This is a genomic window from Fulvimonas yonginensis (assembly GCF_037137055.1).
Taxonomy (GTDB): Bacteria; Pseudomonadota; Gammaproteobacteria; order Xanthomonadales; family Rhodanobacteraceae; genus Frateuria_A; species Frateuria_A yonginensis.
In genome coordinates this window covers 343,599-356,248 of the sequence record NZ_JBBBNY010000002.1, presented here as the reverse complement: position 1 = coordinate 356,248, position 12,650 = coordinate 343,599, and the positions used below count along the sequence as shown (strand labels likewise).

Annotated in this window: 13 protein-coding genes; 9 read left to right on the top strand and 4 right to left on the bottom strand. The window is 69.7% G+C overall.

Features of this window, described 5'->3' with window-relative positions; translation table 11 throughout:
- Positions 1 to 111: 111 nt before the first annotated feature.
- The 6 genes from WAT24_RS04865 (at position 112) to WAT24_RS04840 (ending at position 6,387) form a co-directional block, all read left to right on the top strand.
- Positions 112 to 372, top strand: a complete 261-nt coding sequence (locus WAT24_RS04865) for a WGR domain-containing protein (protein ID WP_336806696.1) — start codon at positions 112 to 114, stop codon at positions 370 to 372.
- A gap of 1 nt (position 373) precedes the next feature.
- Positions 374 to 1,444 carry a uroporphyrinogen decarboxylase gene (hemE, locus tag WAT24_RS04860; protein WP_336806695.1) on the top strand — a complete coding sequence of 357 codons (1,071 nt, stop codon included), beginning with the start codon at positions 374 to 376 and terminating at the stop codon, positions 1,442 to 1,444.
- Between the two features lies 1 nt (position 1,445).
- Positions 1,446 to 1,796 carry a DUF3147 family protein gene (locus WAT24_RS04855; protein WP_336806694.1) on the top strand — a complete coding sequence of 117 codons (351 nt, stop codon included), beginning with the start codon at positions 1,446 to 1,448 and terminating at the stop codon, positions 1,794 to 1,796.
- A 219-nt stretch (positions 1,797 to 2,015) separates the two neighbouring features.
- Positions 2,016 to 2,666, top strand: coding sequence for a DUF4328 domain-containing protein (locus tag WAT24_RS04850; RefSeq protein WP_336806693.1), 651 nt, complete (start codon positions 2,016 to 2,018; stop codon positions 2,664 to 2,666).
- Positions 2,667 to 2,902: 236 nt separating this feature from the next.
- Complete coding sequence (locus tag WAT24_RS04845) at positions 2,903 to 3,307, top strand: YciI family protein (RefSeq protein ID WP_336806692.1); 405 nt, start codon at positions 2,903 to 2,905, stop codon at positions 3,305 to 3,307.
- A gap of 251 nt (positions 3,308 to 3,558) precedes the next feature.
- Positions 3,559 to 6,387 (top strand): valine--tRNA ligase, encoded by a 2,829-nt coding sequence (locus WAT24_RS04840; RefSeq protein WP_336806691.1) that lies wholly within the window; start codon positions 3,559 to 3,561, stop codon positions 6,385 to 6,387.
- A gap of 57 nt (positions 6,388 to 6,444) precedes the next feature.
- Here the strand turns inward: WAT24_RS04840 and rimI are convergent, their stop codons facing one another.
- The 3 genes from rimI to WAT24_RS04825 are packed head-to-tail and all read right to left on the bottom strand — an operon-like array spanning position 6,445 to position 8,212.
- A complete protein-coding gene (rimI, locus tag WAT24_RS04835; protein ID WP_336806690.1) occupies positions 6,445 to 6,933 on the bottom strand; it encodes a ribosomal protein S18-alanine N-acetyltransferase in 489 nt (162 codons plus the stop codon).
- Positions 6,933 to 7,433, bottom strand: a complete 501-nt coding sequence (locus WAT24_RS04830; protein WP_336806689.1) for a hypothetical protein — start codon at positions 7,431 to 7,433, stop codon at positions 6,933 to 6,935. Before WAT24_RS04830 ends, rimI begins: the two co-directional genes overlap by 1 nt.
- Positions 7,430 to 8,212, bottom strand: coding sequence for a CDP-alcohol phosphatidyltransferase family protein (locus WAT24_RS04825; RefSeq protein ID WP_336806688.1), 783 nt, complete (start codon positions 8,210 to 8,212; stop codon positions 7,430 to 7,432). The genes WAT24_RS04830 and WAT24_RS04825 overlap by 4 nt, the downstream gene beginning before the upstream one ends.
- Before the next feature lie 125 nt (positions 8,213 to 8,337).
- On the opposite strand from WAT24_RS04825, the gene WAT24_RS04820 reads away from it, so the two are divergent.
- From WAT24_RS04820 to WAT24_RS04810, 3 genes are all read left to right on the top strand, one after another.
- Positions 8,338 to 8,757, top strand: a complete 420-nt coding sequence (locus WAT24_RS04820) for a DUF4124 domain-containing protein (protein WP_336806687.1) — start codon at positions 8,338 to 8,340, stop codon at positions 8,755 to 8,757.
- 62 nt (positions 8,758 to 8,819) lie between these two features.
- The gene (locus WAT24_RS04815) at positions 8,820 to 10,517 is read left to right on the top strand and encodes a proline--tRNA ligase (protein ID WP_336806686.1); all 1,698 of its coding nucleotides are present in this window, start codon (positions 8,820 to 8,822) and stop codon (positions 10,515 to 10,517) included.
- 239 nt (positions 10,518 to 10,756) lie between these two features.
- Positions 10,757 to 11,077, top strand: a complete 321-nt coding sequence (locus WAT24_RS04810) for an H-NS histone family protein (RefSeq protein ID WP_336806685.1) — start codon at positions 10,757 to 10,759, stop codon at positions 11,075 to 11,077.
- An 89-nt stretch (positions 11,078 to 11,166) separates the two neighbouring features.
- Here WAT24_RS04810 and tldD read toward each other — a convergent pair whose 3' ends face one another.
- Positions 11,167 to 12,606 carry a metalloprotease TldD gene (tldD, locus tag WAT24_RS04805; protein ID WP_336806684.1) on the bottom strand — a complete coding sequence of 480 codons (1,440 nt, stop codon included), beginning with the start codon at positions 12,604 to 12,606 and terminating at the stop codon, positions 11,167 to 11,169.
- Between the last annotated feature and the right edge of the window lie 44 nt (positions 12,607 to 12,650).

The window sequence follows — 12,650 nt, the reverse complement described above, 5'->3', positions numbered from 1 at the left end:
GGCACGCCCCCACAATGCCCGGTCGTGCGTGGCGCGGATGCCTCGCCAGTGCCGCGACGGGCCTCTAGAATGTGCCTCTTGCGGCGCCCCTGCCGCACCATCACGGACACCATGCGCCTCTACCTGCAAACCATGCCCGCCTCGTCCGAGGCGCCGCGCTACGTGCAGATCGTGCTCGAGCAGGACCTGCTCGGCGGCTGGACGCTGTACCGCGAAAGCGGCACGCAGGGCGGCAAGGCCACGCTCAAGCGCGAGCAGTTCCTCGAGCGCGAGGCCGCCATCGCCGCGTTCGAGAAGGCGCGCGACGCGCAGTTGAAGCGCGGCTTCCGCGTGATGTTCGCCCAGGGCCTGGACGGCCCGCACGGACGCTGAGATGACTGTCCCGCTCAAGAACGACCGCTTCCTGCGCGCGCTGCGCCGGGAACCCACCGACACCACGCCGGTCTGGGTGATGCGCCAGGCCGGCCGCTACCTGCCCGAGTACCGCGCCACGCGCGAGCGCGCCGGCAGCTTCATGGGCCTGGCGCAGAACCCCGAGTTCGCCTGCGAAGTGACGCTGCAGCCACTGCAGCGCTTCGAGCTGGACGCGGCGATCCTGTTCTCGGACATCCTCACCATCCCCGACGCCATGGGCCTCGGGCTGTCCTTCGCCCAGGGCGAGGGTCCGCAGTTCGCCCGTCCCGTGCGCAGCGCCGCCGACGTGGCGCGCCTGGCCGTGCCCGACATGGACGGCGAGCTGCGCTACGTGATGGACGCGGTGCGCCTGATCCGCAGGGAACTGGACGGCCGCGTGCCGCTGATCGGCTTCGCCGGCAGCCCGTGGACGCTGGCCTGCTACATGGTCGAGGGCCAGGGTTCGCGCGACTTCGCCACGCTCAAGGCGATGTGCTGGAGCGATCCGGCGCTCGCCCACCGGCTGCTCGACACGCTGGCCCGTGCGGTCGCCGCCTACCTGGCCGCGCAGGCCGCCGCCGGCGCGCAGGCGCTGATGGTGTTCGACACCTGGGGCGGACTGCTCGGGCCGGCGCCGTTCCGCGAGTTTTCGCTGCGCTACATGCGCCAGGTGGTCGCCGCGCTGAAGTCCGACCCGCAGGCGCGCGAGCTGCCGGTGATCCTGTTCTCCAAGGGCGCCCACCTGCATCTAGCCGAGATGGCCGACAGCGGCTGCCAGGCGCTCGGCGTGGACTGGACCATCGACCTGGACCAGGCGCGCCGTGCGGTGGCGGGCAAGGTGGCGCTGCAGGGCAACCTCGACCCGGCCGTGCTGCGTTCCAGCCCTGAGGTGATCCGCCGCGAGGCGCGCGCCGTCATGGACAGCTACGGCAACCATCCGGGGCACGTCTTCAACCTCGGCCACGGCATCACGCCCGAGGTCGACCCCGCACACGTACGGGTGCTGGTCGACGAGGTGCACGCCTACGGCCGTACCCTGCGCGAAGGCTGACATGGCCTGGCTGATCACCAAGTACCTGATCACCGCCGCCGTGGTGGTGCTGGTGTCCGAGGCGGCCAAGCGCAGCGACCGGCTGGGCGGCCTGCTCGGCGCCCTGCCGATGGTGACCATCCTGGCGCTGATCTGGCTCTACGTGGAACACCAGTCGCAGCAGAAGATCGCAAACCACGCCTGGTACACGTTCTGGTACGTGGTGCCGACGCTGCCGATGTTCCTGGTCTTTCCCGCCTTGCTCCCGCGCCTGGGCTTCTGGTTCACCCTGATCGCGTGCGCCGCGATCACGGTGGCCTGCTTCGCGCTGTTCGCGCTGGCGGTGCGGCGCTTCGGGATCGAACTGCTCTAGCAGCCCCCCCCCTAGCACACGCGGGCTTGCCCCGTCCACACCCGGGGCGCATGATGGGGGCGCCGGCAACCGGCCGGCCCGACAAAGGCATGGGGGTGCCGTATGTCGCGATTCCATCCTTCTGGTGCATCCGCACCGGCCGCAGGCGGTGTCCGCCTGCATTCCGGACAGCACGAGGTCTTCCGCTCACCGGCCGCCCTGGGCAACGGGGTCCGCGGTGTGCTGGCCGCCTACATCGTGCTCACTCTTGCCACTGTGGGCGTCATGCTCTACGGGCTGCAGTTGCTGCAGCAGGGCATCGACGGCGGGACCAACCCGACGCTGCAGGACGCGCTGGCCGGTGCCGGCAGGCTGCAGCTCAACCTGTTCCGCCTGCAGTGGCTGCTCACGCTGGCCTGCTACGCCTGGGCCGGCTGCTGGATCTACCGCGTGGCCTGCAACGTGCGCGCGCTCGGGGCCAAGGGCCTGGACGACTCGCCCGGTTGGGCGGTCGGCTGGTATGCGGTGCCGGTCATGAACCTGGTGCGGCCGATGCGCGCCCTGGCGCAGATCTGGCTGGGCACGCTCGCGCCGGCGCGCTGGCAGAAGCTGCCCACGCCCCGGCTGCTGGCCGCATGGTGGGGCTGCTGGATCGCCGGCAACCTGTCCTACTGGTTCCTGGCCCGGTACGTGCAGATGGCGCACACCTTCCGCGGCCTGCACACGCAGCAGCTACTGCTGCTCGCAGGACAACTGCTGAACGTGGCGGCCGCGGTGCTGTTCCTGCTCCTGGTGACGCGCCTCACCCGCATGCAGCTGCAGGAGCACGAGCGCCAGCAGGCGATGCCGGCCGCCTCCGGCCGTTCGCTGGCGGATGCCTTCGTCGCCTGACCGGGTAGCCGCCCGCAGCGGCCACCTTGTAGCGCCCTGGCCCGAAGGCCAGGGCGTGGCGCTCTAGCCGGGACGGCCATCCGGCGACCGCCCGTCGCGGGCTGCCGCGCCGACACCATCGGCGGCTTCGCAGCGGTGGACCGCCGGAGGGCGCTCCTCTACGCTTGTCCCTCCGGTACCCGGCGGTCGGCGCCTGCGACGGCCCCGGCGCCTTCGACCGCATGGGCGCTGCATCCATGAAGACCGCCTCGCCGCTTTCCGAGTACCTCGTCATCTCGCGTGGCCAGTGGGATCCGGACCGCTCGCCCGCCGAGATCCAGGACGCGATCGACCGCTTCTACGCGTGGCACGACGAGCAGGTGGCCGCGGGCCGGATGCGGCCCGGCCAACGGCTCGCCCGTGAAGGCAGGCTGGTGACCCGGCAACGGATCGTCGACGGGCCGTTCGCCGAGTCCAAGGAGGTCGTCGGCGGCTACTGGTTCATCCTGGCGGACAGCCTCGAGGAAGCGGCCCGGCTTGCCGCCGCCAATCCCTGCCTGGACTACGGCCTGGCGTACGAGATCCGCCCCATCGAGGCACGGCGTGCAAGCGCCTTCGCCCTGGCGAGCGAGACGCCCGTGCGACACGCGCCGACTCGCTGAACCCGGCCCGGGTACCGCCTGGCAGCTCGGCCGTCTGGCCGGTGCGGCGCGCGCGGCGATCCCTCGACGGCGTGGCGGCTGGCACCGATGCAGATCCGGGAGCGCGGGATCCTGGCGGCCGGGCGACGGCGCCGCGGCGCTGCACGGTGTCGCCCGCGCGCTTGGGGTGGCGCGGCCGCCCCCGTACAATCGCCCGCTCACCCCTTTGTCAGACGCGCGTGCCCGACCCGGCGCGCCATCGCGAGCCTCCGATGGAAAAGAGTTTCGAGCCCGGCCAGATCGAATCGAAGTGGTACGCCCGCTGGGAAGCAGCGGGCGCGTTCCGGCCGAGCGGCCAGGGCGAGCCCTACTGCATCCTGCTGCCGCCGCCGAACGTGACCGGCACGCTGCACATGGGCCATGCGTTCCAGCAGACCGTGATGGACATGCTGATCCGCTACCAGCGCATGCGCGGCATGAACACGCTGTGGCAGGTCGGCACGGACCACGCCGGCATCGCCACGCAGAAGATCGTGGAGAACCAGCTCGCTGCCGAGGGCAAGAGCCGCCACGACCTGGGCCGCGGGCCCTTCGTCGAGCGCGTGTGGCAGTGGAAGGAAGAATCCGGGTCGACCATCACGAACCAGATGCGACGCCTGGGCGTGGCCGCCGACTGGTCGCGCGAGCGCTTCACCATGGACGAGGGGCTCTCGGCCGCGGTGCGCAAGGTGTTCGTGGAGTGGTACCGCGCCGGGCTGATCTACCGCGGCAACCGGCTGGTGAACTGGGACCCGGCGCTGGGCACGGCGGTGTCCGACCTGGAAGTGAACAACGTCGAGCGTGACGGCCACCTGTGGTCGATCCGCTACATGACGGCCGACGGCGCGGGCTCCGTGGTGGTCGCCACCACGCGCCCGGAAACCATGCTGGGCGACGTGGCGGTGGCGGTGCATCCGGAGGACGAACGCTACGCGCACTTGATCGGCAGCAAGTTGCATCTGCCGCTGACCGGTCGCGAGATCCCGGTGATCGCCGACGACTACGTCGACCGCGAGTTCGGCACCGGTTGCGTGAAGATCACGCCGGCGCACGACTTCAACGACTACGCCATCGGCCAGCGCCACAAGCTGGAGCCGATCAACATCTTTACCCTCGACGCCAAGGTCAACGAGAACGCGCCGGAGAAGTACCGCGGCCTGGACCGCTACGAGGCACGCAAGGCGGTGCTCGCGGACCTCGAGGCGATCGGCCTCTTGGTCGAGACCAAGCCGCACAAGCTGCAGGTGCCGGTGAGCCAGCGCTCGGACGCGGTGATCGAGCCGATGCTGACCGACCAGTGGTTCGTCGACCTCACGTCCGAGGTGCTGGCCGATGGCCGCCCCGGCGGCCGCACGGCGATCACCGAGCCGGCATTGGAAGCGGTGCGCTCGGGCGCGATCCGCTTCGTGCCGGAGAACTGGACCACCACCTATACGCAATGGCTGGACAACATCCAGGACTGGTGCATCAGCCGCCAGCTTTGGTGGGGCCACCGCATTCCGGCGTGGTACGACGAGGCCGGCAACCTCTTCGTCGGCGAGGACGAGCAGGACGCGCGCCGACACGCCGCCACCGAGCCCGTCGGCGTCCTGCGCCAGGAGGACGACGTGCTCGACACCTGGTTCTCCGCGGCGCTGTGGCCGTTCTCCACGCTGGGCTGGCCGATGCAGGGACCGGTGAAGAACGAGCGCGGCGAGGTGGTCGCCAACTGGGCGCAGGACAAGCTGTTCCTGCCCAGTGCGGTGCTGGTCACCGGCTTCGACATCATCTTCTTCTGGGTCGCCCGCATGGTGATGGCTACCCTGTACTTCACCAGGCAGGTGCCCTTCCGCGAGGTCTACATCAACGCCATCGTGCGCGACGCCGAAGGCCAGAAGATGTCCAAGTCCAAGGGCAACACGCTGGACCCGCTGGATCTCATCGACGGTATCGGCCTCGAGCCGCTGGTGGAGAAGTCCACCCGCTCGCTGCTGATACCGCAGGTGCGCGAGAAGGTCGAGAAGCGCATCCGCAAGGACTACCCCCACGGCATTCCCGCGATCGGCACCGACGCGCTGCGCTTCACCTTCGCCGCGCTGGCCAGCTACAGCCGCACGATCAACTTCGACATCAAGCGCGCCGAGGGCTACAAGGCGTTCTGCAACAAGCTTTGGAACGCGGCGCGGTTCGTGCTGATGAACCTGCCCGAGGGCGCGGTGGTGGCGCCTTCGGGCGTCCCGGCCACCGAGGCGGAACGCTGGATCCTCACCCGGCTCAAGCAGACGCTGACCGAGGTCGACGAGCACTTCGCCACCTACCGCTTCGACCTGCTGGCGCAGGCGCTCTACGAGTTCGTCTGGAACGAGTACTGCGACTGGTTCCTCGAGCTTTCCAAGCCCGCGCTCAACGGCGACGACGCGGCGGCGGCCGCATCGACCCGGCACACGCTGCTGGTGGTGCTGGAGACGGTGCTGCGTGCGCTCCATCCGATCATTCCGTTCATCACCGAGGAGATCTGGCAGTCGGTAGCGCCGCGACTGGGCATCCAGGCGTCCAGCATCATGGCGCGGCCGTGGCCGAAGACCGCAGAACTTCCGTCCGACGGGGCTGCGAGCGCCGAGATCGAATGGGTCAAGGCGGTGCTCTCGGGTATCCGGCGCATTCGTTCGGAGATGAACATCGCCCCGGGCAAGACCATTCCGCTGCTGCTGGCCGGCGGCGAAGCGGCCGATCGCGCGCGGGTGGCCAAGTTCGACGCGCAGATCGCCTTCCTCGCGCGCACCGAGGCGCCGCAGTGGATCGAGCCGGGCGCCGAGGAGCCGGCGGCGGCCGCGGCCGTGGTCGGCAGCCTGCGCGTACTGATCCCGCTGGCCGGACTGATCGACCTCGGTGCGGAGAAGGCGCGCCTGGCCAAGGAGATCGCCCGTATCGAGGGCGAGATCAGGAAATGCGAAGGCAAGCTCGGCAACGCCAACTTCGTGGCCAATGCCCCGGCCGAGGTGGTGGCGCAGGAGCGCCAGCGCATCGTCGATTGGGGCCTCCAGCTGGACGCGCTGCGCGAACAGGCGCGCAAGCTCGGGTAACGGCTCGTACGCGCCGGTCATCGACCTGCTCGGGCGGCGCCGGCCGAAGAGCCCGGGCTACGCCGCTCCCTGGGAGCCCAGTGACTCCCGCTCCAGCGCCATCACGATGGCATCCTCGCGCCCGTCCCTGGCGGGGTAGTAGCGCGGGCGCCGGCCGATCTCGCGGAAGCCGACCGAGGCGTACAGCTGCTGCGCCACCGGGTTGGACGGGCGCACCTCGAGGAACACCCGCTCGGCGCCGCTCCAGCGCGCCACGTCCAGCAGCCGGCCGAGCAGGTGCCGGCCCAGGCCCCGTCCGCGCCAGGCCGGACCGATGCAGAGGTTGAGCACATGCGCCTCGCCGGCCGCGACGGACAGGATGCCATAGCCGGCCACCTCGCCCTCGCTGCACAGCACCCAGCACGGATGCCCGGCCTTGAGGCAGTCACCGAAGATGCCGGCCGACCAGGGAAACTCGTAGGACGCGTTCTCCAGCGCGCTGACCGCGGCCAGATCTTCCCGCCGCATGGCACGGACCTCGATGCGCGGACGCGCCACGGCGACCATCACGCACCTCCCGGCGCCGCCAGCGCGCGCCGCAATTGGCGCAATGCGGTCCACAGCCGGCGCTTGCCCGCGCCGCTGGCGAGCACCTGGGCCGGTTCGTCGGCGAGCACGATCTGCGCCCGGTTCATCACCGCGGCGGGCAGTTCACGGCCCAGCGCGTGGGCCTGCGTCTGGCCGAACACCAGGTAGGCGCCCACCGGCGGCACGGCGGCGGTGGGCCGCCCCTCGCGCACCGTGATGCGCCCGGCGCGTGCCAGCTCGGGCCCGTAGGCGGCCAGCGCGCGGCCGAGCAGGTCCAGTTCGCGCGGACTGCAGCCATCAGGCAGCAGCACCACGCAGGCGGCCCGCACGGCCGCCTGCGGTATGGCGGACGCAGGTTCCGCCGGCGCCGGCGCTGCGGTCACTGCCGGAGCACGCCGCACCCACGGCGTGACGCCCAGCGCGCGCAGCACCCGCGTGCGACGGGCGAGCGGTCCGCTGCTGGCCGGCGCCGGGGTCATGGCCGGGCGCGGCGGGTCCGCCGGCGGTGCGCGGCGCGGCCCCACAGGGTCACCACCGGGCCGGAGAGCAGGTACAGCGTGAACACCACGAACAGCACCCGCGGCGGGTCGATCAGGAACGGCACCAGCACCAGCACGCCGGCCAGCACCCACAGGAACGGCACGCGGTCGCGGTCGCCCATCGGCAGCGACTTGAAGCTGTAGTAGCGGAAGCGGCTGACCATCAGCAGGCCCACCACTACGGCGATGCCGAGCGTGAGGAAGCACAGCTCGGCGCCCGGCACCTGGAACTTCTCCATGCTCCACACGAAGGACATGCACACGGCGGCACCGGCCGGGCTGGCCAGGCCCTGGAAGTAGCGCTTGTCGATCACGCCCACCTGGGTGTTGAAGCGAGCCAGGCGCAGCGCGGCGCAGGCGGCGTAGAGGAAGGCGGCGGCCCAGCCGATCTTGCCCCACACCGGCCCGAAGTCCCTCAGCGCGGAGAGCGACCAGTTGTACATCACCAGCGACGGCGCCAGGCCGAAGCTGACCAGGTCAGACAGCGAGTCGTACTGCACGCCGAACTCGCTCTGGGTGCCGGTCAGCCGCGCCACGCGCCCGTCCATGCCGTCGAGCAGGGCCGCCACGAACACGGCGATCGCCGCTTCGGTGAAACGCCCGCCGATGCTCGCCACGATCGCGTAGTAGCCGGCGAACATGGCCGCCGTGGTGAACAGGTTCGGCAGCAGGTAGATGCCCCGGTGGCGGGGCGTGCGGACTGGCGCGTTCTCGCTCATGCAACGATCCGTGACGGAATGCGCGAGAGTGTAAACCATCGCCCGTCAACGGCCGCGCCAGGCTTGAGTCCGACCGGCCGGAGTGCTAACTAGCAGGTCCGGGCCTGACGCCCTCGGAGAAGCCCATGCGCCGCCTGTCCCTCGCCCTACTGTCGCTGCTGCTCGCCTCTCCGGTCGTGGCCCAGGTCTACAAGTGGACCGACACCCACGGCACCGTGCACTACTCCGAGTCGCCGCCGCCGCAGGGCACGCCGTACAAGCGCATCACGATGGCGGGTACCGAGCAGCCGGGCGGCACCGCCGCCGATGCCCAGCCCTCGCCCGCGCCGCAGGCGAAGCCGGCCGCGGGCGAAGGCACGATGCCCAACACGCCCGAGAACCTCGCCAAGTTCTGCAGCGCCCAGAAGGCGAACCTCGATCTGCTCAAGGGCAAGGAAGGCGTGGTGCTGGAGCAGGACGGCAAGTCCGTTCCGCTGGACGAGACCCAGCGCAACCAGCAGATCGCCCTGGCCGAGCAGCAGTACAGGCAGTTCTGCAGCCACTAGCCTCGCCGCGTAAGCCGGGGTGGCCAACGTATAATCGGCCTCTTTACCCCGGATTACCCGCCATGCGCCTCAGCCGATTCCACCTGGCCACCGTCAAGGAAGTTCCCGCCGACGCCGAAATCGCCAGCCACCGGCTGATGCTGCGCGCCGGCATGATCCGCAAGCTGGCCTCCGGCCTCTACACCTGGGCGCCGCTGGGTCTGCGCGTGCTGCGCAAGGTGGAGAACATCGTGCGCGAGGAAATGGACCGCGCCGGCGCAATCGAATTGCTGATGCCCGCGGTGCAGCCGAAGGAGCTGTGGGAGGAAACCGGCCGCTGGGAGAAGTTCGGCGGCCAGTTGCTGAAGATCAGGGACCGCAAGGAGCAGGAATTCTGCTTCGGCCCGACCCACGAGGAAGTGATTACCGATTTCGCGCGCAACGAGCTGAAAAGCTACAAGCAGCTGCCGGTCAGCTTCTACCAGATCCAGACCAAGTTCCGCGACGAGATCCGGCCGCGTTTCGGCGTGATGCGCGCGCGCGAATTCCTGATGAAGGACGCCTATTCCTTCCACCTGGATGCCGCCTCGCTGGGTGACACCTATGCGCTGATGTACGAGGCCTACACGCGCATTTTCACCCGGCTGGGGCTGAAGTTCCGCGCGGTGCAGGCCGATACCGGCGCGATCGGCGGCAACGCGAGCCACGAATTCCAGGTTTTGGCCGATTCGGGCGAGGACGCGATCGCGTTTTCCGACGGCTCCGACTACGCGGCCAATATCGAAAAGGCCGAGGCGCTCGCGCCCGATGCACCGCGCCCCGCCCCGCAGGCGCCGCTGGTGCGCGTGGACACGCCGCGCCAGAAGACCATCGAGGAGGTCAGCGCCTTCCTCGGGGTGTCGCCGCGGCAGTGCGTCAAGACGCTGCTGGTGCGCGGGCGCGAAGGCCTGGTCGCGCTGTGCCTGCGCGGCGACCACGAGGTCAACGAGGTCAAGGCCGGCAAGCTGGTCGAACTGCCGGGCGAGTCGGTGCTCGCCTCGGAGGAGGAGATCCTCGCCGCTACCGGCACGCGGCCCGGCTTCATCGGCCCGGTCGACCTGCCGGCACGGATTCCCGTGATCGTCGACCGCAGCGCCGCGGCGCTCGCGGACTTCGTCTGCGGCGGCAATGCCGACGGCACCCATTACACCGGCGCCAATTGGGAGCGCGACGCCCGCATCACCCGCGTGGAGGACATCCGCCAGGTGGTGGAGGGTGACCCCTCGCCGGACGGCCACGGCACCCTGCACATCGCCCGCGGCATCGAAGTCGGCCACATTTTCCAGCTCGGCCAGAAGTACGCGCAGGCCCTCGGTGCCACGGTGCTGGACGATCAGGGCAAGGCGCAGGTGATGACCATGGGCTGCTACGGCATCGGCGTCAGCCGGGTGGTGGCCGCGGCCATCGAGCAGTCGCACGACGAGGCCGGCATCATCTGGCCGGAAGCGATGGCGCCGTGGCGGGTGGCCGTGTGCATCATCAATCCCAAGAACGTGCCCGAAGTGCGCGAAGCGGCCGAATCGCTCTACCGCGAACTGGAACGGCGCGGTGTCGAGACCGTGCTCGACGACCGCGGCCTGCGCCCCGGCCAGATGTTCGCGGATCTGGAGCTGATCGGCATTCCGCACCGCGTGGTGGTAAGCGAGCGCGGACTGGCGGCGGGCACGCTGGAATATCGCCGCCGCGGCGAGGCGGAAAACCGATCCATTACCCGGGACGAACTGTTCACGCTGCTTGCCTGAAAGTAGACGGGCTGCACCGCTGATTGCTGAGCAGCCCGGTTCGGGAATTACACCACCGCGGTAATTGCCAGGCCCGGACGGGAATACCCGAAGGATTAACCGGAGTTGGAATAATCACCGAGGCTGCCGTCTTTTTGCAATTGCCCGGGCAATGGGCGAGAATCCCGGGCAACAGGACGGCACCGCTCTCACTGACGAGACGCAGACACATAATCCAAAGACTTATCCGGGAGCCACGCATGGCAGTCGATATCAAGAACCTCAATCACAATCAGCTCAATGAACTGATCAGCAAGGCGCAGGCGCGCCAGAACGAGCTGCGCAAGGAAAAGGTCGGCAAGCTGCGCGAGAAGATCCACGCCATGATCAAGGCCGAGGGCTATACCTTCGAGGATATCTTCGGTGGCGCCCGCAAGGCCCGCCGCAGCACCGGCTCGGTGCCGCCCAAGTACCGCAACCCGGCCAACCCGGAACAGACCTGGTCCGGCCGCGGCAAGCGCCCGCGCTGGTTCAACGATGCGCTGAAGGCGGGCAAGAAGGAAAAGGATCTGCTGATCTGATCCGCCGGCTGCCATGAATTGAAAAACACCGGCCTCGCGCCGGTGTTTTTTTGTCCCGGCTTCCGCCCCTCGCAAAAGGCACGCACGCCTCAGGCGGCGGTGCCGCCGACTGTCATCCCGTCGATCTTCAGCGTGGGCTGCCCCACCCCGACCGGCACGCTCTGCCCGTCCTTGCCGCACACGCCGATGCCCTCGTCGAGCTTGAGATCGTTGCCGATCATCGAAACGCGGGTCAGCACCTCCGGTCCCGCGCCGATCAGCGTCGCGCCCTTGACCGGCGCGGTGATCCGGCCGTCCTCGATCAGGTAGGCCTCGCTGGCCGAGAACACGAACTTGCCGCTGGTGATGTCGACCTGGCCGCCGCCGAAGTTCACGGCATAGAGTCCACGCTTCACCGAGGCAATGATCTCGGCCGGATCGTGCGAGCCGGCGCGCATGTAGGTGTTGGTCATGCGCGGCATCGGCAACTGCGCGAACGACTCGCGGCGGCCGTTGCCGGTGGGCGCCATGCCCATCAGCCGCGCGTTGAGCTTGTCCTGCATGTAGCCGACCAGGATGCCGTCCTCGATCAGCGTGGTGCATTCGGTCGGCGTGCCCTCGTCGTCCACGCTCAGCGAGCCACGGCGGCCCGGCAGCGTGCCGTCGTCCACCACGGTGACGCCCGGCGCGGCGACGCGCTGGCCGATGCGGCCGGCGAAGGCGGAACTGCCCTTGCGGTTGAAATCGCCCTCCAGGCCGTGGCCGATCGCCTCGTGGAGCAGCACGCCCGGCCAGCCGGGGCCGAGCACCACCGTCATCTGCCCGGCCGGGGCGTCGACCGACTCCAGGTTCACCAGCGCCTGGCGCACCGCCTCGGCGGCGAAGCCCAGCGCGCGTCCGTTCTCGATCAGCTCGCGGTAGCCGTAGCGGCCGCCGCCGCCGGCGCTGCCCTGCTCGCGGCGGCCGTTGGCCTCGGCGATCACCTGCACGTTCAGGCGCACCAGTGGACGCACGTCCGCCGCCAGCGTGCCATCGGCACCGGCCACCAGCACGGTGTCCATGGTCGCGGCCAGGCTCACGATCACCTGCTTGACACGCGGGTCGCGCGAGCGCGCATAGGCGTCGACCTCGCGCAGCAGCGCGATCTTCTCGGCATTGGGCAGGCTCTCGACCGGGTCGAGCGCCGGGTACAGCTGGCGCGCGCCGTTGACCGCCAGCGGCCGGCCGCTGCCCTGCCCGCCATGGGCGATCGCGCGGGCGGCCCTGGACGCCTCCAGCAACTGCGGCAGCACGATCTCGTCGGAGTAGGCGAAGCCGGTCTTCTCGCCGCTGATCGCGCGCACGCCCACGCCCTGCTCGATCGAATGGCTGCCGTCCTTGACGATGCCTTCCTCCAGCAACCAGGACTCGCTGCGCGAGTGCTGGAAATACAGGTCCGCCGCGTCGACCGACGGCCCCATCAGCTGGGCGAACACGCGCTCCAGGTCACGGGTGGCCAGGCCGCCGGGGGTCAGCAGCTTGTTCTCGACGTGGGCGATGAGGGAATCCATGGGCGATCCGGAAGCGGGCGAAAACGGGACTATCCCACATGGGG

Excerpts from the sequence above, each read along its gene's own strand:
- WAT24_RS04865 (WP_336806696.1), top strand. The coding sequence starts at position 112 with ATGCGCCTCTACCTGCAAACCATGCCCGCCTCGTCCGAGGCGCCGCGC.
- hemE (WP_336806695.1), top strand. The coding sequence starts at position 374 with ATGACTGTCCCGCTCAAGAACGACCGCTTCCTGCGCGCGCTGCGCCGG.
- WAT24_RS04855 (WP_336806694.1), top strand. The coding sequence starts at position 1,446 with ATGGCCTGGCTGATCACCAAGTACCTGATCACCGCCGCCGTGGTGGTG.
- WAT24_RS04845 (WP_336806692.1), top strand. The coding sequence starts at position 2,903 with ATGAAGACCGCCTCGCCGCTTTCCGAGTACCTCGTCATCTCGCGTGGC.
- WAT24_RS04840 (WP_336806691.1), top strand. The coding sequence starts at position 3,559 with ATGGAAAAGAGTTTCGAGCCCGGCCAGATCGAATCGAAGTGGTACGCC.
- rimI (WP_336806690.1), bottom strand. The coding sequence starts at position 6,933 with ATGGTCGCCGTGGCGCGTCCGCGCATCGAGGTCCGTGCCATGCGGCGG.
- WAT24_RS04830 (WP_336806689.1), bottom strand. The coding sequence starts at position 7,433 with ATGACCCCGGCGCCGGCCAGCAGCGGACCGCTCGCCCGTCGCACGCGG.
- WAT24_RS04825 (WP_336806688.1), bottom strand. The coding sequence starts at position 8,212 with ATGAGCGAGAACGCGCCAGTCCGCACGCCCCGCCACCGGGGCATCTAC.
- WAT24_RS04820 (WP_336806687.1), top strand. The coding sequence starts at position 8,338 with ATGCGCCGCCTGTCCCTCGCCCTACTGTCGCTGCTGCTCGCCTCTCCG.
- WAT24_RS04815 (WP_336806686.1), top strand. The coding sequence starts at position 8,820 with ATGCGCCTCAGCCGATTCCACCTGGCCACCGTCAAGGAAGTTCCCGCC.
- WAT24_RS04810 (WP_336806685.1), top strand. The coding sequence starts at position 10,757 with ATGGCAGTCGATATCAAGAACCTCAATCACAATCAGCTCAATGAACTG.
- tldD (WP_336806684.1), bottom strand. The coding sequence starts at position 12,606 with ATGGATTCCCTCATCGCCCACGTCGAGAACAAGCTGCTGACCCCCGGC.